The following is a 20,257-nucleotide window of genomic DNA, read 5'->3' on the forward strand; positions in this document are numbered from 1 at the left end:
CCGAGGTCTGGGCTCGCCTACGCCCCGGCGGCCTGCGGGCGGACAAGGGGAAACGCCTTGTCGTACGCCAGCGTGAAGACATAGGTGTAGCCGACCACAAAGGTCGTCACGACGAGATCGGCGGCGAGGGCTTCGAGGGCGCAGATTTTCAGCCAGAGCATGTAGATCGGCAGCGACGTGAAGATGAGGGAAAACTCGAACCCGACGGCGTGGAGGATGCGTCCCAGATGCGACCTTTCGCTGGAGATGCGGCCGGAGCGGGCGTCGATTCGGTCGAAAACCCAGTTGTAGGCGAGGTTCAGGACCATCGCCTTGAGCGACAGCGCCATCCCCAGCAGGCCGATCTCCGAAAGCGACTTGTCGAAGAACGCGGCGCCCGCCGGGATGAGCATCGCCATCAGGATCATCTCGAAACTGATCGTGCAGCGGAGCCTGTCACGCCCGGATCTGAGAATTGTCTGGTCTGTCATGACGCTCTCCATGGTGTTCGGCGTTGCTTCTATCACCTGATTGCGGGATATAAAGTTGGATAGTATCTGAAATGCAGATAGGTTGATGATCTCCTCCGACAGCCTCCAGGCCTTCGTCCTCGCCGCCGAGCTCGGCTCCTTCTCCGCCGCAGCCCGCCGCCTTAACAAGGCGCAATCGGCCGTCTCCACAGCCATCGCCAACCTTGAGATCGATACCCGCCTCCAGCTTTTCGACCGCACGACCCGCTCGCCCACGCTCACTCCCGAGGGCCGCGCGCTGCTGCCGCACGCCAGGGGCGTCCTGCTCGGCGCGCGCGAGTTCATGGCCAAGGCCGGCTCGATGGCCGAAGGGACGGAGGATCGCCTGGGCCTCGTGGTCGAACAGGGCGTCAACGTCGCGCCGCTCTACGCCGCGCTGGACAGGTTCAGCGAGACGTTTCCGATGGTGTCGCTTGAAATATTCACCACGGGACCCGCCGATACCGGCGCCCTGCTGAAGGCTGGACGCGCCGACCTTGGCCTGATGATCGAACAGGAAAGCTATCCGGTCGGCTTTCAGTTCCGGGGCGTCGGACACGCGAAGATCGTGCCGGTCTGCTCCCCGGATCATCCGCTCGCGGGCTGTTCGAATTCCGGCTACGCAGAGCTTCGCCAGCATCGGCAGATCGTCCTTCGCAGCCGTTACCGGACGCCGGACGACCTGACCGATAAGGTCAAAAGTCCAAAGATATGGCGGGCCGAGAGCCCGGACCTGATCGTCGCTCTCGTCCTGCGGGGCCTTGGCTGGGCGGAGCTGCCCATGCCTTCGGTCAGCCGCCATCTCGCGGAGCGAACGCTGCTGCGCATGGCCTGCGCCTTCCAGCAGAGCGACGAGCTCGAAGGGATCGATGTCGTCTGGACCGAAAGACGCGCCCTGGGCCGCGCCGGGCGTTGGTTGCGCGATCAGCTTCTCGCCGTGCCGCAGAATGAATGGCGCGGCCGCCAATAGCCCCGGACGCCGGCCGCGCCGCAGATCCGGAAGCCGATGGGCGGGGGCGGCGAGCGCACCCTTTCGGATGAGGGCATGGTCGCGGCGCCGCCGGATGAGGCGCCCGGAGATATCCTCGAGGTGAATGGCGTGGGTCGCCGGCTTGGCCAAGGCCGCGCCCGCAAGGCCGAAGCCGCAATGTGATCGCCCATTGCGGAATCGGCCCTGCGGGGGGATGCGCCTCCACCCTTGAGGTGGAGACCCGGCGCGTCAGCCTTCGCTGAAGCGCCGGATCACGTTTTCGAGCATGCGGGAGATTCCGTTGCGATACCCGTCATGAGACAGGCTGCCGCAAAAGGTGATCGATCCGACGGAAAAGACCGCGCCGCCGCCCGGGCGCTCGAAATAGACGATTTCCCCTCTGACGAGGTCGGAGGGTTGCTCGCCCGACACGGTGGCGAGATGCGAGAGAAGCTCCTCAGGGGCGACGATGAAAGAATCGCTGTGCCCTTCGCTCCGTGCGAGGACGACCGCATTGTCGGGGGTCCCGAGTTCGCGATCGGCGCGATCCAGTTCGAAGCCGGCCGCGCCGCCGCCGCTCAAGCCGTAATCGCCCAGCTTTTCTTCCGTGACCCCGTCGAAGACCCAGGCGAGCTCCGGCCGTTCGGCCGCCTGGGTCCGGCGGTAATAGGACCCTTCGAACAGCCCTTGCGCAGAGAACCCCACGCCGCACAACCGCTGCGGCGGGCGGCCGTTCCGGCGCCAGAGCCCGCCGCAGGCGCCGTCGAGCTGGTGATAGTATTCGCCGGGATCGGCCGCCCAGGCGCGGATGCCGCCCTCCGCCCGCCGAAGCTCGATGGCGCCCGGGAGACCCGGGGACCGCGCGATCCGCCAGTAGAACCCGTTCCCGCCGAGATAGATGAGCTTTCCGCCCGATCCGGTGTAGGCTTCGAGCGCATCCCATGTGCCGGAGGTGTGATATTCGGGGTGAGACCCGGTGAGCACCGTCGCGTAGTCGCGGATCAGCTCGACGCCTTCATTGTCGAGATCCTCGTCGGTGATCACGTCATAGGCGACGCCCTTCTCCTCGAGCCAGTCGAGCAGATGGGTGTCGGCCGAAAAGTGCCGCAGGCCGGAGCCGTGGGGATCGGGGAAGGTGAGATAATTCGGACGGAAGGTGAGCACCGGGCGGAGCCTCGAGGAAAAGGCGTGGCCGGAGCCGTCGGGGTGAAAGTTGTAGGTCGAGCGCCCATAGGTCGGATAGTCATCCGGGTTGTAGGGCGAGGCGCTCCATTCCCGCGCGCGCGCCTCCAGCTCCCCGGCGAAATTCCCGCGCGCGTGGTTGGCGTAGGCCTGGTAGGTGAAGGTCGGCGCCAGGAAGCAGACCCGCGCGGAGGGCCGGTTCCGCGGCGGCAGGACGTAGAACGGAACGATGTCCTCCGCGCCGTCATGGCGGAGGCGCAGACCGTATACGCCGCTCCGCATATCCTCGGGGATGACGAGGTCGAAATCGGTGTCCCAGCCGCAATCGTAGAGGTCATCCTCGTGAAAATGGATGGCGGCGAATTCTTCGGGCGCGTGTTTCCAGACCAGTTCGTCGCCGCTCCAGCGCGCGCCCCGCACCGCGCGCGTCGGCGCGTTCACGAGCTGGCCGGCGAGAGCGTGCGGGCCGCGGTCGAGGATCGTCTGACTTTCCATCGCGCGGCTGAAATCCCACCATGCGACGAGGGCCTGCATGTCGGCGGCGGGGGGCGGCGGGGCGGCGTCGCCTTCCGGCCATACGGCGTGCAGCGCCGGGCTTTCGAGGCGGCCGTTGAAGAACCCCGAAGGGCCGTCGGGGGAAAGATGCGCCGCCAGGGTCAGCTCGCCCTGCGCCGGGGCGATCTCGCCGGTTCCCGTCGCTGCGCCGATCGTCTCGCCCGTAGCGGCGGCGCAGCCGAGCAGCAAGCGCTTCGCGTCCGCGTCGACGCCGCACCAGATCCGATACCAGCGCCGCCGCCGGAGCTCCGTCTCGAGCACGACCTCCGCGCCGCTGGCGGCGATGAGCCGGAGCTTCGTCGCGGAGGCTTCGAGCCGCCAGCCGCCGTCGACGGCCATCAGCGTCGAGGGCGTCTCGCGCAGCAGCCATGGCTCGACATAGAGACTGGCGAGCAGGCGCGGGGCGGCGAAATGCGGGCTGGCCGGAACCCGCGCGTAGGAGCCGGGCCGCGCCGGCTGACGCCGGGCCGGATAGCGCCCGCCGAGCCCCGCGACCGGTTCGAACTTCACCCCGGGCCCCTCCGGGTTCGGGTCGGCGTGGCGGATGCGGATCACGTCGGCGTCGTAGGCGCCCTCGCCCTTCGCGCTCACCTTGACGGCCAGGCGTTCGCCCGGACGGGCGGAGATTCGATCCGTGTACCCTGTGATCGGCAGAACCGCGGTGCTCATGTTCGTCTCGTCTCCCATCTCTCGGTCAATCCTTCAGAACGCCTTCGGAGGCGAGTTCGCGCTCGAACGCGGCCAGGGCCTTCTCCAGCCGTTCGGAGAGTTCGTCGACCTCGGCGTCGGTGATGATCAGCGGCGGCGAGATCATCAGCCAGTCGCCATAGACGCCGCCGCTGGTGCGCCGGCAATACACCGCCAGGCCGAACTCGGCCGCGATCGTCTGGAAGCGCAGCGGCGCGTTCAGCTCGAGCGGCAGAGGCGTCTTCTCGGCCTTGTCCGAGACGAACTCCATCGCCAGCAGCAGGCCAAGCCCGCGCACGTCGCCGATGATGCGGCTGCGGTCGGCGATGGCGTTAAGCCGATCCTTCAGCCGCCGCCCGCGAATGTCGGCTTTCGCGATCAGGTCATGCTCGACCATCTCCTGCAGGACCGCATGGCCGATGGCGCAGGAGAGCGGGTTGGAGAAATAGGTGAAGCCGTTCACGAAGCCGCCGGAATCGGCGACAACGCGCACCATCTCGGCCGGCGCGAGCAGGCAGCCCATCGGCGTGTACCCGGCGGCGATGCCCTTGGCGAGGATGACGAGATCGGGCCGGGCGTCGGGCCAGTAATCGGCGGCGAGAAACTTGCCCGTGCGTCCGGCGCCGCTCATCACTTCGTCGAAGATCAGCAGGACGCCATGGCGGGTGCAGATCTCGCGCACCATGCTGAAATAGATGTCCTCCGCCACCAGCGCCCCGGTGGCGAGGCCGCCGACCGGCTCCATGATGAACGCCATCACCGTCTCCGGGCCCTCCGCGACGATCCGGGCCTCGAGGGCCTCGGCGCAGTGGCGCGCATAGGATTCCCGCGTGTGGTTCGGCGGCAGGCGGTAGGTGAACGGCGTCGGGACCTTCGGCATCTCGCGCAGCAGCGGGCCGAAGATTTCGTGCTGCCGCTCGTCCCCGGTGACCGCCAGCGCGCCCAGCGTGCCGCCATGATACCCCGGCTCGCGGCTGATCATCTTGCAGCGCGCGGTTTCTCCCTTGGCGAAGAAATACTGGCGGCAGAACTTGATCGCGGACTCCGTCGCCTCGCTGCCGCCGGAGACGAAGAAGGCGCGATCGAGGCCGGGGCCGGCCAGGCTCGTGAGCAGATTGGCGAGATTTTCGTTCGCCTCGCTCTCGAATTGTCCCGGAAAGGCGAAGGCGACCGCTTCCGCCTGCTTGCGCATCGCTTCAAGCACGCGCGGATTGCCGCTGCCGAGGTTGTTGGCCACCGGCCCCGAGGACGTGTCGAGATAGCGCTGTCCCTGATCGTCCCAGAAATAGATCCCCTCGCCGCGCACCACCCGCGGGCGGCGCGGGGCGCCGGTCTTGGCCAGGAACACCTGGATCGGCTCTCCGCTTGGACTTTTTCCAAGGGCGGGGCGCGGGTTCTGAACGGTCATGAATGGCCTCCTTGCCGGCGTCTAGACATACGCTTTGATGTCTTCGGTCTGCGTCGTGATCGAACTGTAGAGATCCGGGCGCCGGTCCCTGAACATCGGTTTCACCCGGCGCGCCTCGACCACGGCGCGGCGGGTGATCAGCGTCGACCGGACGCCTTCCTCCCTGTCGTCGAACTCGGCCGCGACCGCGCCCGTCGGGTCGACGATCATGGACCTGCCGCCAAAGGTCCACTCGCCTTCGGCGCCGACCTTGTTGGTGGGGGCGAACCAGACGCCGTTCTCGAAGGCGCGCGTGATCATTATCGGCTTCCAGGCCGGCAATTCGGGCGCCGCGAAGGGAACGACGACGACCTCGGCGCCGTTCAGCGCCACGCAGCGGGCGGTTTCAGGGAAGAGCGTATCGTAGCAGATGATCGCGCCCACCTTCATCCCCTGAAGCTTGAAGACCGGGAAATGGGAGCCATGGCGGAAATAGATCTTCTCCAGACTCTGCACCGCGGCGGGGTGGGTCTTTCGGTACTTGCCGACGATCTCTCCCCGCGCCTCGATGAAATAGGCGGTGTCATAGCAGAGCCCGGCCGCCTCCTCTTCGAAGATCGTCGCCACGATCGCGACCTTGTGCGCCGCCGCCAGCTTGCGCATCAGCGTGATCGTGGGGCCGTCCGCGGGCTCCGCGCGGTCGATATGCGCGTAATCGCGGTATTGAAACACATAGGGAATGTTGAAGAACTCGGGAAGGACGACGAGCCTGGCGCCGTGCTTCGTCGCGGCCTCGGCGACGAAAGCCTCGGCCTTGGCGAGATTGTCTTTGAGGTCGTCGGTCGAATTCATCTGGACGATGGCCAGTTTCATTTCAGGGTCGGTCATGATCGGAGCGCCTCTCCTTGCGGGTGTGATGGTCAGTACCCCGCCAGGTCAGGCAGGAAGAGCGTGAGCCACGGGATATAGGTGATGAGCAGAAGCGCGATGAACAGCGGGATCAGAAGCGGAATCGTCGCGCGAAGCACGTCCTGGAACGGCACGTCGCCAGCCGAGCTGAGGATGTAGAGCACGAGCCCGATCGGCGGCGTCAGCAGCCCGATGGTCAGGTTGAAGATGACGACGATGCCGAGTTGCACCGGGTCGACGCCGTAGGCCGCCGCCACCGGGAAGAACACCGGAACGGTGATCAGCAGCGCCGCCGCCGGCTCGAGGATCATCCCGACCAGCAGGAGGAAGATGTTGAGCAGCAGCAGGAAGAGATACGGGTTGGTGGTGACGCCCTGAAGCCAGTCCGCGATATGCTGCGGCACGGATTCGCGCGCCAGAACATAGGAGAAGAGACCTCCGGCGGCCGCGATCAGCATCACCTGGCCGGTGGTGAACGCGGATTCGCTGAATGCGGTGTAGAGGCCGCGCAGCGTGACCCAGCGCGCGGCGAGGCTGACCACCACCAGATAGGCGACGGTGACGCCGGACGCTTCGGTCGGCGTGAAGACGCCGCCGAGAATCCCGCCGAGAAGGATGACCGGGGCGGCCAGGATGGGGATCGCGTTGAAGCAGGCGCGCACCGCTTCGCGACGCGGCGGCGGCTCGACGACGAGGCCGGGGCGGCGGCGGACATAGAAATAGACGTAGATGCAGAGCGCGATGAAGATCACGAGGGCGGGAAGGACGCCGGCGGCGAAAAGCTCGGCGATCGACGTGCCGGTCAGCACCGCGTAGATGACCGCGCCAATGCTCGGCGGCATCACCGGCCCGAGCATCGAGGCCGCGCCGGTGATCGCGGCGGCGAAGGCCGGATCGTAGCCGTTGCGCCGCATCGACGGCACGAGGACCGAGCCGAGCGCCGCCGCATCCGCCATCGCCGAGCCGCTCATCCACGAGAAGACCAGGCTCGCGTTCACGTTCACATAGGCGAGGCTGCCCTTCACCCGCCCCATGACCGCGAGAAGCGCGAGGATCAGCCGGTCCGCAAGGCCGGCGGCGTTGGCGACGGACCCGACGAGAATGAAGAGCGGCACCGCGAGGAGGGGAAATGAGTCCAGAAGCGCGGTGACGCGCTGCAAGGCGACCCCGACCGTGATCCGGTCCTCCAGCGCGACATAGACCAGCGAGGGCAGCAGCAGCGCGAAGGCGACGGGAACGCGTATGGCGAGCAGGAAAACCAGCGCGGCGATGAGCCAGAGCATCTCCATGGCGGCCTAACGTCCCGGCGTCATGCGCGGGGCCTTGTCCTCGTCGGCGAGGAAAAGCGCGATATTGACGACGGTGTGCAGCGCCATCGCCGCGAAGGCGATCCAGACCACGCCGTAGACATAGACCATCTGGAGGCGGAGCGCGGGGGAGACCGGGCGGATGGTCGATTGCAGCCATTTCCAGCTGCCATAGGTGAGGAGCACGCAGGTTCCGATCACGATAAGGTTGGCCAGCAATTCGATGAACCGCCGCCCACCGGGAGGGAGGAACCTGTTGATCGCGTCGATCTGGATATGGCCGCGCTCGGCCGTCACCGCGATGGCGGCGATGAAGGAGAGCCAGACATAACAATAGCGCGCCAACTCATCACTCCAGAAAAGCGGCCTGTGGAAGACGAACCGCATCACCACCTGTGTGACCACCAGCCCCAGAATGATGAGCAGAAGCGCCACGCTTACGCCCTTCTCGGCGGCGACCAGCGCCTGCAACGCGCGCCGGGGGAAAGAGGGCCGGTCTCCCGGCTCTCTCTCTTCGGGTCGGTCGTTCACGGCGCCGGTCGGGGGCGTCAATTCTCGAGCTCGGCGATCAGGTCGACATAGACGGGGCTCCAGTCGAACCCGTCGGAGAAGAACGCCCGCGCATTGGCCTTGAGCGCCTCGCGGTTCACGTCGTCCACGATCTCGACGGCGCCGCTCTCGCGCCACTCCGCGTAAGCCTCCTCATCCGCCTCTTCGACGCATTTGCGGACCGAGGCCGCGGCCGCGGTGGCCGCCTCGTTGAGCGCGGTCCTCTGTTCGGGCGTCAGGCTCCGCCAGAAGTCCTCGTTGACGATCATCGGAACGGCGGTGATCAGGTGGCCGGTCTTGTTGAAGTAGTCGGACGGCTCATGGAAAGATTCCGCGTTCGCCACCGCGGCGGGCGCTTCGGCCGCGTCGACGATCCCCTGCTGGAGCGAGAGATAGAGTTCGCCATAGGTGGTTGGCGTCGGGCTGGCGCCGAGCGATTGCGCGCCGGCGATCGAGACGCTGGTCTGCGGGACGCGCAGGCGCAGCCCCTCGAAATCGGCGGGCTCGCGCAACGCCTTTTTCCCGAAGATGTGGCGCTCGCCATAAAGCCACGGCTCGCCGATGCGGCGGATATTGGCGACTTCGAGCAACTCGTCGAAGAGCTTGCCGGCGACATCGGTCGCGTGGACCTTGATGACGTCGTCGACCGTGTCATAGAGATAATAGGTCTCCAGCACGGACAGTCCGTCGACATAGGACCCGAGGATCGAAGCGGTGCCGATCGTGGCCTCCAGCTCGCCCGAGGAGACTTGCTGAACCATTTCCACCTCGGAGCCGAGCTGGCTCGAATGGACCACGGTGAAGTTCAGTCCGGCCTCTTTCAGCGCCGCGTCGGCGGCGACGAAATCCGCGCCGCAGCGGACCATCGGCGCCGCGGGCGAAAAGATCATGCCGATCTGCGCTTCGACCGGCTCCGCAACCGCCTGTCCGCCGGTGAGCGCCGCCGTCAGCGCTGTCGCCGCCGCCGTCCATCCGCATATACGTGTCGTCCGGTTCATCCGTTCCTCCCTAGTGGCCCGCATCCCATCGTCGATCTCTGAGACGATCTTCGCTTGGTATGATTCGTATTATCATGATATTTAGCCTATTTGAGATTGTCTACGCCCGCGTTGAGGCGCGGCCCGTGTCGACGCCGCTGGACAGGCGCCCAGAACCGGAGCAATAACCTGAAGATGCCGATCAAGGACGAGAGCGAACGAACGAATGCGCTGGCGAAGGGGGTCGCACGGCCGGTCAGGCCCGATTTCGAATTCAGAGAACTGCGGCAACCCAAGAGAGCCGAACTGATCGCCGACGAGATCCGCCACTGGATCGTCAGCCAGGATCTGCGCCCCGGCGACCGGCTGCCGACGGAGAAGGAGCTGATCCGGGCGATGGCCAGCAGCCGCGGCAGCGTGCGCGAGGGCCTGAAGATCCTCGAGGCGCAGGGGCTGGTGCAGATCACCGCGGGGGCGGGGGGCGGCGCCCGCGTCGCGCTGATTTCCTATGAGAACGCAAATCATCTTCTGAAGAACTTCTTCTATTTCCGGTCGCTTTCGTGGCGGCAGGTCTATGATTTCAGGCTTCAGATCGAGCCGGCCGCCGCGGAGCTGGCGACGCCGCATCTGACCGATGAGGATTTCGAGCGGCTGGAGAACACGATCCACCGTTGCGTCGACGGCCGTGTGGAGCGCATCTCCCGCGCCGAACAGCGGCTCGAGGAGGGGAATTTTCACCGGATCATCGCCGAGCGCTGCCCGAACCCGATGTTGCGCTTCACCTCGCTTTTCGTCTCCGACCTGCTGATCGATTACGTCCGCTATCGAAACATCATTGACACGGAGAACGATGACTTCGGCGCGGAATGCCTGAGTTCGCATCGCAAGCTGATCGACCTGTTGCGGCGCGGGAAAAGCGCCGAGGTCGCCGCAGTGATGCGCGATCATGTCATGGCGGTCCGCAGCTATCTCGGAGAGCGCGAACGTCTCGTCGATCCCGGCCTGCTGATGGAGCGATGACCGGTCGGGTGGCTGCTGGTCGGCGCCGGATGGTCCAGGGGCGATGACGTTTCCCGACGGTTGGCGAAGTCACCGCGCGCCAGATCGAGGGCCGGCCCTTTGTTCAATACCGGGATGGCGTCGACGTCGAAGGTCTCGAGGCTTTTGAGTGCAGGGGGCGTGGCGGCCCCGATCCGACGCTCGATCATCCGGACCTACCGGTCCAGCGGCTTCAATTCGACCAGCCTGGCGGGGTATCGCCCGTGACCCGAGTTCTCCTCGGCGCCGGTTTGGCGCCGGTTTCCACGAAGAGCTCATCCACTTAGGCTCTGGTTATGTTGTCCCGATGTGCGAAAGCGACGAGAACCGAATAGCAGGTGTTCCGATAGCGGACCCAAGTCTGGCTGCCGATCCGACCCGGGCGCTGATACTGGAGCCTTTCGCGCCACGCGGCGCCGCTGTCAGGCGATCTCGGCGGCGCTCGGGACGCGTTGCGATCAGCGCCTCGCTATCGGGCGCCGACGGGATCGGAGCCATGAAGGTCCGGCGGGTGAAGCCCACCATCGCCTCCACCGTTCCTTTGCCGTTGCCGAAACCTGGTCGACCGAGCCTGTCGTCGAAGAGGTCATGCGACTGCGGCGACCCGAAGATCTGGCTGCGCTTGCATGTTCCATCACCGAGGATCCCCGCCACCGCCAGTCTGATGTCGTCATGCAGTTATCTAGAGGGGTGTCAACGAAGAGCAAAAATTCTTGACATGTCGATCGCCGAGCGTCCTGTCCGTTCGTAAATGATAAAACTTAAATGGTGAAAATAATAATTTCGCATATAAGAATAATTAGACACTATTTACATTAAGTATGTTGGTTAATTGGTATTGTTACCATAACGTGCATCATAATTGATATATTTAACTGCCAATATTTATGTTTCAGGATCGACTGAAGTCAGGGTGAAGTGCACGCCAGAACTGGGGAAGGAAATTGAAATCGCCGGATATCCTGATATCTTCAGCGCGTGAGGAGATATCAATGAAGCACGATCTCGATGCTGCGCTTACTGGCGTTTCCGGAATTCTTGTCACGCCCTATGATGAAATGGGCGAAATCGCTCCGATGCTGCTGAAGCCGATTCTCGATCGCGTGCTCGCCGCCGGTGTTCATCTTCCGGTTGTGAACGGAAATACGAGCGAATTTTATGCTCTGACCACCGATGAAGCCTGCGTGATGGTGCGAGAAGTCGCCGGTTTGATGGATGGCCGCGCGCCTCTGCTGGCTGGCGTCGGGCGCGGCGTTCGAGACGCCTGCAAACTGGCGCGCGCGTCGGCTGACGCCGGTGCGGTCGCGCTCATGATTCACCAGCCGCCGGACCCCTTTGTCGCGCCGAGAGGGGTCGTGGATTATGTGCGCGCCGTCAGCGACGCGGGGGCGGGGCTGCCGATAATGCTCTACCTGCGGAACGACGCGATCGGCACCCGCGAGATCGTCAAGCTTTGTGAATTGCCGGGCGTCAAAGGTGTGAAATGGGCGACCCCCAATCCGATGAATCTGGCGGCGGCGCGCGCCGCGTGCGATCCGTCGATCGTTTGGGTTGGCGGACTCGCGGAAGTCTGGGCGCCAGCATTCTACGCCGTCGGAGCTAGAGGCTTCACGTCAGGGCTTATCAATGTCTGGCCCGAACGCTCGCTCGCGATTCACGCGGCTCTCGAGGCCGGCGATTACGCGCGGGCGCGCGAATTGATCGCGGGGATGCGCCGCTTCGAGGATATCCGCGCCGAAGAATTGAATGGCGCCAATGTCACAGCCGTCAAGGCGGCGCTGCAAGCCATCGGCCATGATTGCGGCGCCACGCGCCCGCCTTCGGCGTGGCCGCTGACCGATGCGCAGATGGCGAAAATGCGGGACTTTCTGACGGCGAACGACCTCGGCCCGCGGAAAGCCTGACCTTTCGCGGGCTGGCGGAGCGAAAGCCAGCGCTGACGCGGGACGGGGTTCCGGGTGTCGCGCGGTATCAAAGCGGACGATATCCGAGTTCTTTCGAGATCACTTGCGCCACCGAGATTATCCTTCGGGACACGGCGCCCTCGAGGTCGGCCAGGGACGGCGCGGTCTGCATGTCCGCAACGCTGATCGCAGCTATGATCTCGCCTGAAAAATCCCGCACCGGCGCCGCGCAGGCCGCCACCCCCGGCGTGACCGCAGAGCGGTAGGCCACGAATCCCCGTTCCCGCTCCCGTTCCAATCTTTCGATGAGTTCGTCGAGATTGGCCGGAGTCTGATCTGAGAAAAGCTCGAACTGGACGCCGTCGAGCAGGGCCGCGAGCTGCTTCGCCGAATGGTCGAACAGCAGAGCTCTGCCGCAGGCGGAGGCGTGGGCCGGAAGCCGGTGGCCTGTCCGGCTCCAGCCGCCCGTCTGGCGCTCTGATCGTATCCGAAACGCGTAAACCACGAAGCGGCCATCGAGAATTGCGAGATGCGTGCTCGTTCCAAGCTGATCGCGGAGCGCGCTCAGGTGCGGACGGGCGGTGCGCAACAGGTCCTGACTGTGAAGCGAAGTGAATCCGAGATTCACCGCCTGAGGCCCCAGCAGCAAGCCCTGATGGTCCTTTTCGCGTTGCAGAAATCCTTCGGTCGTCATCGTTGCGACAAGTCGGAACGCCGTCGCTCGCGGTATCTGCAGTTCGCGAGATATGTCCGCAACAGTAATAATAGGGCGATCAATCGAAAACAATTTCAATATCGCCAGGCCACGTTTCAGAGCCGGCACTGAATACGTCTCAGATTGTTTTCCGTTTTGTTTCATGGGGTGAGGTTCTTCGAATCTGTCTTGTCCGCCGGAATGAAGAATCCGGCCCGGACGCGCGCGGCGGGGCTTTCAATGTGTTGACGATCATTGTTCGAATCACATAGTATCACCTGCGAGCTTTCAGTATCAAGAGTGAGACTGATTTTTCCGCGTGCCAAATGAGAAAGCTCGAGTGAAAGACTGGAACAAAAAAGAAGAAAAACTCATGCGTCCGTCTCTGTTTCAGAGAGGAGACAAGCATGTTCGACCACATGTAGGAGGAGCGAAGATATGACCAAATCCTGGTTCAATCGATTTCTGCCGGCGCTGACGGTCGGCGTTTCGATGCTGATTGCGCACGGGCAACCGGCCAGCGCCGACATGGCGCCGCCAGACGAGCAGTTCATGTCCATGGGGACGTCGAGCGCGGGAGGGTCGTTTTTTCCGCTCGCCGGCGCGATGGCGAACGTCATCGGAAAGGCCTATCCGCAACTCAAGATCAACGCCGAAATCACGGGCGGATCGGTCGACAATGTGAAGCTGATCCACAATGGCCAGCTCGAACTCGCGCTGATCTCCGCGCAGCCGGCGTATCAAGGGTACCATGGATTAGGTAAATTCGAGAGCACCGGGCCGCTGGAGAGTCACCGCGCGCTGATGGCGGGTCACGGAAACTTCTGGCAACTCTACACGCTGAAAAGCAGCGGCATAGAGACGATCTACGATCTGAAAGGGAAGACCGTCTCGCTCGGCGCGACGGGGTCCGACGGCAACTCCATCGGCAAGCTCGTGATCGAAGCGCACGGCCTGAAGATGAATGAGGACTGGAGGCCGGAGTATATCAGCCATGGCAATGGTCCCGGCGCCCTGCGCGACGGCCGTGTGGATGCGGTGCTGATACTCAGCTCGGCGCCGACATCCGCGGTGACGGACATCACCAGCACGAATGGCGACGAGGTCGTTTTCGTAAATCCGGACCCCAAGGTGCTCAAAGGTCTTCTGGATCAGTTTCCCTACTGGTCTGCAGGCGCGATACCGGCCGGGACCTATAACGGTCACGACGAAGACATCACCGGCACGTTCAAGCTCGCGGTCCTGCTGTGCGCCAGCAAGGACGTGTCCGATGAGGTCGCCTATGCTGTCGTAAAGGCGCTGATCGAGAACAACGCCGCGCTGACGAGCGCCAACGCGTTGGGAAAATACTGGAGCCGCGACGACGCCGTCGGACCGCTGAAAGGCGTGATCCCCATTCATCCCGGAGCGGAGAAATACTACCGCGATAACGGGTTGATGTAAGCGCCCACGAACCTGCGTCCGCTCCGGCGCATCGGGGCGGGCCGCGCCCGTCCCGTCGTTTGAAAAACTCCCGCCTGAACGAAGGCGCCCCTCAACGCAATGATGGCGGCTTCTTCAGTAAGAGGAATGGGGCTTTCATGTTCGCGAATTTCCGGCCGGTCACAGGCGGCAAAGACATTTCGATCTTGGTCTCCGGCGTCGTCATGGCCGCCTACTCGCTGTTCCATCTCTGGCTCAGCGTCATTGGTGTTCTGGCCACCTTGCAGCAGGTTTATATTCACCTGACATTCGCGCTGGTGATCATCTTCCTGATCAAGCCCGCCTTCGCCGCCGGCTCGCGCCTGGCGCATCTGCGGTGGGCCGTCGATCTGCCCTGCATCATCGGGGCGATCCTGCTCGGCGCCCACATGACCTTGAATTTCATGGATATCGCAGATCGCGGCGGCGGCGATCCTTCGATGGCGACGGTCGTTCTTGGCGGCGTCGCGGTCCTGCTGACGATCGAAGCGACGCGGCGCATGATGGGCCTCGCGCTTCCGATCATCACGGCGATCTTCATCGCCTACGCGTTCCTTGGCCCGTATCTGCCGGGCGCGCTGGCGCACCGCGGATACGGACTGGAGCGCGTCGTGTCGATGCTCTACGCCACGACGTCGGGGATCGCGGGCACGCCGCTCCAGACATCGGCGAGCTATGTCGCGATCTTTGTCATCTTCGCGGGCTTTCTCGACGCGTCCGGCGCGGGAAAGTTCTTCATAGACTGGAGCTTCGCCGGGCTCGGCTGGATGCGCGGCGGCCCCGCGAAAGTCGCCGTTATCGCCAGCGCGCTGATGGGGACCGTTTCGGGAAGCTCGGTCGCCAACGTCGCGGCGACGGGGACGTTCACCATTCCCGTGATGAAACGCGCTGGCCTGAAGAAGGCCTTCGCCGGGGCTGTGGAGGCGGCCGCGTCATCGGGAGGGCAGATCATGCCGCCGGTGATGGGGGCGGCCGCCTTCATCATGGTCGAGATCATGGGCGCGCCGTACACCTCGATCATGAAGGCGGCGATCGTGCCCGGGCTGCTCTATTTTCTCGCGGTCTTCTGCATGATCGACTTTCAGGTCGCCAAGCAGGGGATCAAGGGTATTCCGAAGCAGGAATTGCCCGACGCGTGGGAGATATTCAAGGAAGGCTGGCATCTGATCCTGCCTTTGATTCTCCTGCTCTACCTGTTGATCTACGTCGAATACACACCGATCAAGTCGGCTTTCTGGTCTGTTGTGGCGGTGGTTGCGATCAGTTGGATGCGAGGTCGGACCCGCATGGGGCCGGCGCGCATATTTCAGGCGCTTCGGCAGGGCGGCAAGTCAATGCTCGAGGTCGCCACGGCCTGCGCCAGCGCCGGAATCGTCGTCGGGGTCATGCTGCTGACCGGACTCGCCTTGCGCCTTTCCTCGCTCATGGTCGACTGGTCCGGCGGCAATCTCATGCCGCTGCTGCTGATCACCATGGTGATCTCGTTGATCCTCGGCATGGGGCTGCCCACCTCCGCGGTCTATATCGTCCTGGCGACCATGGTGGTGCCGGCCATGACCGCGGTCGGCGTTGATCCGATGGCGGCGCATCTTTTCGTCTTCTATTTCGGCGTCCTCGCCAATGTGACGCCGCCGGTCGCCATCGCGGCGTTCGCCGGCGCGGGGATCGCCGGCGCCGACCCGATGAAGACCGGGGTCATCGCATTCCGGATCGCGCTCGCCGGTTTCATCCTTCCCTTCATGTGGGTCTACAATCCGGCGATCATTCTGGATGGCGCGCCCCTTCAGATTGCGATTGCGGTCTTGACGGCCACGATCGGCATCATCTCGCTGGCCGCCGCGGTCCAGGGCTATCTGTTCGGAAACGCGCGCTGGTTCGAGCGCCTTCTGCTTCTGGGCGGCTCGTTGACGCTCATCATGTCGGGCGTGAGCACCGATCTCGCCGGTTTCGCCATGATCGGGCTCGCCGTCGCGACGCGCTTCCTGATCCCGGGCGTGAACCGCCGGCCCGAGCGCGAAAGGTTGACCGCCGATGATTGACGGATTGCATCATTCCATGACGTCCCTCGAGACCGATGTTCTGGTTCTCGGCGGCGGCGTGTCGGGGCGGCGCGCCGCGATCGCCGCCGCAAGGAGGGGCGCGAACGTCGTCATCGCCTACTACGCCCGCGGCGCGTCGCCCTATCTGCTTGGCTGCAACGCCGCATATTCGGGCGAGAACAGCGCGGACTCGCCCCGGCATCACGCAGAGGACACCATTCAGGGCGGCTACCGCATCAACGACGTCGATCTGGTCGAGCGCCTCGCCCATGGCGCGCCCGCCGCGATCCGGGACGTGTCGGACATGGGCGTGCCTTTCGCGGCGCGAAATGGCGAACCCGCCCTCCGCCACCTGTCGGGCAATCGCCATCCGAGGTCATGGTTCGTCGCGGAAGGGACCGGGGTCGCGATCATCCAGGCTCTCGCGCGGACGGGGCGCGCCCTAGGGCTGCGCGAGCTCAAGGCGACCAAGGCGCTGACCCTGCTGCGCGACGGCGAGGAGGTGACGGGGGCGATCGTCGTCGATTCCGCGGGACGGCTCATTTCAGTGCGGGCGCGCGCGGTGGTCGTCGCGCTCGGCGGGCTGGGGCGCGCCTATGGCGACAGCACCTATCCGCCAGACGTGGGATCCACCTCATATGGGGTGTTGCTTCGGGCCGGGGCCCGCCTGATCGATATGGAGTTCGTCCAGTTCGAGCCAACCGTGACGGTTTTTCCGGCGAAATGCGCGGGCATGGAGATGCCGACCGCGATGCTCGGCGACGGCGCCTTTCTGCGGAATGTCGATGGCCATCGGTTCATGCTGGACTACAACCCCGACGGCGGCGAAAGGCGGATCGAAAAGGCCCGCCTGTCGCTCTGCATCCAGAAGGAAATCGATGAGGGGCGGGGCTTCCCCGACAAGACGGTCGAATTCGACTGCACGGCGCTGCCGGCGGATGTGCTCGAAGGATATGTCACGCACCGGCAGCGCCTTCTGAATGCCGGCGTCGACCCGGCGGTCGTGTCGCCGCGCGTCCGGCCGGCGGCGCACAGCATGATGGGCGGCGCCCGGATCGACAGCGACGCATGGACAGGCGTTCCGGGGCTCTACGCGGGCGGGGAGGCGGCCGGCGGCGTGCACGGCGCGAGCCGGCTGGCGGGCAATGGCGGCGCGGATATCCTTGTGTTCGGCGGGATCGCCGGAGATGCGGCGGCCAGAGATCTGCCGCGCGCCCGCGACAGGGACTGGCTCTCGATCGAACGGCGGGCGCTCGACGAGGTGACCGATATCGCGCGCCTTGGAGAGGGCGCCCTCCGGCCCGCGGAAGTTGCTGAAACGATCCGCCGCGCGCTCTCTGAAAACGTGGGGATCTACCGCGATGCGGACGGGCTCGGCGTGGCGACCCGCACGCTCGATCAGATCGCCAGCGCCCTGGCGGGCCAGCCCGCCGCGGCCAATCCCGACGAGCTGGTCGAGGCGGTGTCGGCGGCGGATCTCCTGTTGACGGCGAGGGTCGTAAGCAAGGCGGCGACACTTCGAACGGAAAGTCGCGGCGCGCACCAGCGGCGCGATCATCCGGAACGCGACGACGAACACTGGCGAAAACATATCGCCTTCCGCCTCAGCTCGACCGGCGAGCTTGCGCATGAGCCTTGCCCGGTCAGATCCAGTCAACCTCAGCAAACCGGAGGCAACACACGGTGCGAAAACCACTGAAAGATGTGAAGGTTCTAGACTTCACGCGACTCTATGCGGGCCCGTTCTGCACCATGCTCCTGGGAGACCTGGGCGCAGACGTCGTGAAGGTCGAGGCGCCCGGGGGCGATCCGATCCGGCGCCAGGGGCCGCCGTTCCACAAAGGCCAGAGCATGAGCTTTTTGGCGGCGAACCGAAACAAGCGGTCGATCGTGCTGGACCTGAAGTCGGACGAGGGGCGGGCGGCGGCGCAGAAGCTCGCCGCAAAATGCGATGTGCTTGTCGAGAACTTCCGCCCCGGCGTGATGGCGCGCCTCGGGCTCGGCTTTCGTGAGTTGAGCGCGATGAACCCGCGGTTGATCTACGCCAGCATGTCGGGAATGGGCGCGGATGGGCCAGGCAAGGACACCGGCGGCTTCGATCTGACGATCCAGGCCGAGGCCGGGTACATGAGCATCACCGGCGAGCGTGGCTGCGCGCCCATCAAGCTGGGCACTTCGGCCTTCGATCTGATCTGCGGTCAATACGCGATGGGCGCCATCGTCACCTCGCTTTTCGATCGCGAAAGGACGGGCAAGGGACAGCTGATCGAGACGAGCCTGTTCGAGGGCTGCATCACCTTCCTGGTCGACGCCGCCGTCGAATACTTCTCAACCGGGGACAGTCGCGGGAAATGGGGATCCGAGCATTCCAGCCAGGCTCCGTACAAGGCCTTCAAATCGGCGGACGGATGGATCGTTATCGGAGCGGGGATACAGAATCTCTTCGAGGGGTTCATGCGCGTGATCGATCGCGAGGATCTGATCGCCGACGAACGTTTCCTCAGCGTGGCCGACCGGTCGGCGAACCGGGACGACCTGCACGCCATTCTGGATGCGGAAGTTCTGAAATGGGAGACGGACGCTCTTCTCGCGGCGCTTCGCGAGGCCGATGTCCCCTGCGCGCCCGTCAACTCGATCGCGGAAGCGTTGACGCACCCGCAGGCGCTGCACCGAGGGATGATCCAAACGGTCGCGCATCCTGAATATGGCGATCTCAAGACGCTTGGCCCGGCGGTGAAATATTCAGGATTCGACGTCTCGGCGAACTGGACGGCTCCGCCGCTTCTGGGCGCCGACACCGATCGCGTTCTGGACGAATGGCTGGGGACGTCTCAGCCCGAGCCGGTCGGCGCGTCATCCGATCGCAAAACCGCAAATTAGGAGGGAACGTGACAATTCTGTTGCAGGAAGAGGCCGGTGGAATCGCCACCCTGACTCTCAATCGCCCCGATGCGATGAACGCCATTTCGAATGCGCTGGCGACCGAATTGCTGGACCGTCTCGACGCGATATCGCAAAGGCGCGACATCCGCAGCGTGATCCTCAGAGGCGCTGGCGACCGCGCCTTTTGCGCCGGCGCCGATCTGAAGGAGAGGCGCGGCGTCGGGCCGGATGAGAAATGGGCCCAGCGGACGCGCTTGTTCAACGTGAATCAGGCCATCTGGCGCCTGCCGCAGCCGGTTGTCGCGGCGATCCACGGATTTTGCCTCGGCGGCGGATTCGAGCTGGCGTTGTTCTGCGATTACAGGATCGCGACGCCAGATGCGCAGTTCTCGTTCCCGGAAATGAGTCTCGGCGCCTACCCGGGCGCCGGCGGCCCGATAATGCTGGCGAAGAATATCGGTAAGGCGCGCGCCAAGGAGATCCTGCTTTCCGCGCGCCGGGTCGCGGCGGATGAGGCGTTGAGCCTTGGCGTGGTGGACATGGTCGTCCCATACGAAGAGCTTTCGGAGAGGGCCGTGGCCCTGGCGACGACGTTCCAGGCGTCGAGCCCGCTGGGGACGGCCGCCGTGAAGACGCTCATCAATCAGGGCGCCGACTTGCCCCTTCACGCCGCGAGCGACCTCAACGACGCGCTCCGACGGCCGCTCGAAGCGACCCGGGATTATGAGGAGGGCATCGAGGCGTTCTTCGAAAAGCGAACGCCAAATTTTGTCGGACGATAGAGCTGGCTGACCGGCGCGCTTTCAGCACTCATGAGCGCCTGATCGGGTGGAGCGGGAACTGACCGCCGGTCTGGGCGAAAGGGGAGAACGCCAGGTTCATCCAGGATTAAGTGGTTGAAGCGGGAAAGTAGATCGGCCGTGCGGCCTTGGCGTCGGCCTGGACCCATGGCCGGCCACGCTCGGCGGATCGGCGCCAGCGCCCCATGTCGCCTTCGGGCGATGACGGGCCCCGTCGGTCCGCCTCCGACTGGCTGAGGGGCGCAACGCGTTGGCGCGGATCCCGGGTCGCCAGGCTTGGCGGACCCCCGCCGAGGTGAATCGCAACTCTTTGAAATCACAAGCCTCCAAATGCGCCCGTCTCATTTCGGGGCGGGCTCCGGCGGCGCCCGGCGCCTTTTTCGGCGCTTGGGTCGCCGTTCGTGAATAGGTGAAGATGGCGGTCAGG

At 64.7% G+C, this 20,257-nt stretch carries 16 protein-coding genes; 8 read left to right on the top strand and 8 right to left on the bottom strand.

Features of this window, described 5'->3' with window-relative positions:
- Nucleotides 1-17: 17 nt before the first annotated feature.
- Nucleotides 18-470, bottom strand: coding sequence for a PACE efflux transporter (locus tag WG921_RS03490; protein ID WP_340107811.1), 453 nt, complete (start codon nucleotides 468-470; stop codon nucleotides 18-20).
- 85 nt (nucleotides 471-555) lie between these two features.
- Between WG921_RS03490 and WG921_RS03495 the strand changes: the two genes are divergently transcribed.
- Nucleotides 556-1,458: a LysR family transcriptional regulator gene (locus WG921_RS03495; protein ID WP_340107812.1), complete on the top strand. Its 903-nt coding sequence runs from the start codon at nucleotides 556-558 to the stop codon at nucleotides 1,456-1,458.
- Between the two features lie 249 nt (nucleotides 1,459-1,707).
- Here WG921_RS03495 and WG921_RS03500 read toward each other — a convergent pair whose 3' ends face one another.
- Genes WG921_RS03500 through dctP form a run of 6 tightly spaced genes read right to left on the bottom strand, consistent with a single transcriptional unit; the run spans nucleotide 1,708 to nucleotide 9,032 of the window.
- Entirely contained in the window at nucleotides 1,708-3,882 is a 2,175-nt protein-coding gene (locus WG921_RS03500; RefSeq protein WP_340107813.1) for a N,N-dimethylformamidase beta subunit family domain-containing protein, read from the bottom strand.
- Nucleotides 3,883-3,889: 7 nt separating this feature from the next.
- Entirely contained in the window at nucleotides 3,890-5,290 is a 1,401-nt protein-coding gene (locus tag WG921_RS03505) for an aminotransferase family protein (RefSeq protein ID WP_340107814.1), read from the bottom strand.
- 21 nt (nucleotides 5,291-5,311) lie between these two features.
- Nucleotides 5,312-6,157, bottom strand: a complete 846-nt coding sequence (locus tag WG921_RS03510) for a carbon-nitrogen hydrolase family protein (protein WP_340107815.1) — start codon at nucleotides 6,155-6,157, stop codon at nucleotides 5,312-5,314.
- A gap of 32 nt (nucleotides 6,158-6,189) precedes the next feature.
- Nucleotides 6,190-7,467 (bottom strand): TRAP transporter large permease, encoded by a 1,278-nt coding sequence (locus tag WG921_RS03515; protein WP_340107816.1) that lies wholly within the window; start codon nucleotides 7,465-7,467, stop codon nucleotides 6,190-6,192.
- 6 nt (nucleotides 7,468-7,473) lie between these two features.
- A complete protein-coding gene (locus WG921_RS03520) occupies nucleotides 7,474-8,016 on the bottom strand; it encodes a TRAP transporter small permease (RefSeq protein WP_340107817.1) in 543 nt (180 codons plus the stop codon).
- Between the two features lie 17 nt (nucleotides 8,017-8,033).
- Complete coding sequence (gene dctP / locus WG921_RS03525) at nucleotides 8,034-9,032, bottom strand: TRAP transporter substrate-binding protein DctP (RefSeq protein WP_340107818.1); 999 nt, start codon at nucleotides 9,030-9,032, stop codon at nucleotides 8,034-8,036.
- A gap of 174 nt (nucleotides 9,033-9,206) precedes the next feature.
- Between dctP and WG921_RS03530 the strand changes: the two genes are divergently transcribed.
- Both WG921_RS03530 and WG921_RS03535 read left to right on the top strand, forming a co-directional pair.
- Complete coding sequence (locus WG921_RS03530; RefSeq protein ID WP_340107819.1) at nucleotides 9,207-10,031, top strand: FadR/GntR family transcriptional regulator; 825 nt, start codon at nucleotides 9,207-9,209, stop codon at nucleotides 10,029-10,031.
- A gap of 1,010 nt (nucleotides 10,032-11,041) precedes the next feature.
- Nucleotides 11,042-11,953, top strand: coding sequence for a dihydrodipicolinate synthase family protein (locus WG921_RS03535; RefSeq protein WP_340107820.1), 912 nt, complete (start codon nucleotides 11,042-11,044; stop codon nucleotides 11,951-11,953).
- A gap of 67 nt (nucleotides 11,954-12,020) precedes the next feature.
- Here the strand turns inward: WG921_RS03535 and WG921_RS03540 are convergent, their stop codons facing one another.
- Nucleotides 12,021-12,812, bottom strand: coding sequence for an IclR family transcriptional regulator (locus WG921_RS03540; protein ID WP_340107821.1), 792 nt, complete (start codon nucleotides 12,810-12,812; stop codon nucleotides 12,021-12,023).
- 273 nt (nucleotides 12,813-13,085) lie between these two features.
- Between WG921_RS03540 and WG921_RS03545 the strand changes: the two genes are divergently transcribed.
- The 5 genes from WG921_RS03545 to WG921_RS03565 all read left to right on the top strand — a co-directional run bounded on the left by WG921_RS03545 (nucleotide 13,086) and on the right by WG921_RS03565 (nucleotide 19,812).
- Nucleotides 13,086-14,090, top strand: coding sequence for a TAXI family TRAP transporter solute-binding subunit (locus WG921_RS03545; RefSeq protein WP_340107822.1), 1,005 nt, complete (start codon nucleotides 13,086-13,088; stop codon nucleotides 14,088-14,090).
- Nucleotides 14,091-14,227: 137 nt separating this feature from the next.
- Nucleotides 14,228-16,147 carry a TRAP transporter permease gene (locus tag WG921_RS03550; RefSeq protein ID WP_340107823.1) on the top strand — a complete coding sequence of 640 codons (1,920 nt, stop codon included), beginning with the start codon at nucleotides 14,228-14,230 and terminating at the stop codon, nucleotides 16,145-16,147.
- A gap of 16 nt (nucleotides 16,148-16,163) precedes the next feature.
- Nucleotides 16,164-17,846, top strand: coding sequence for an FAD-binding protein (locus WG921_RS03555; protein WP_340107824.1), 1,683 nt, complete (start codon nucleotides 16,164-16,166; stop codon nucleotides 17,844-17,846).
- Nucleotides 17,831-19,027, top strand: coding sequence for a CaiB/BaiF CoA transferase family protein (locus tag WG921_RS03560; RefSeq protein WP_340107825.1), 1,197 nt, complete (start codon nucleotides 17,831-17,833; stop codon nucleotides 19,025-19,027). The genes WG921_RS03555 and WG921_RS03560 overlap by 16 nt, the downstream gene beginning before the upstream one ends.
- Nucleotides 19,028-19,035: 8 nt before the next feature.
- Nucleotides 19,036-19,812, top strand: a complete 777-nt coding sequence (locus WG921_RS03565) for an enoyl-CoA hydratase/isomerase family protein (protein ID WP_340107826.1) — start codon at nucleotides 19,036-19,038, stop codon at nucleotides 19,810-19,812.
- The last annotated feature ends 445 nt before the right edge of the window (nucleotides 19,813-20,257 follow it).

Source organism: Paludibacillus litoralis, from assembly GCF_037646705.1.
In the GTDB taxonomy this organism is placed as follows: Bacteria; Pseudomonadota; Alphaproteobacteria; order Rhodobacterales; family Rhodobacteraceae; genus Pikeienuella; species Pikeienuella litoralis.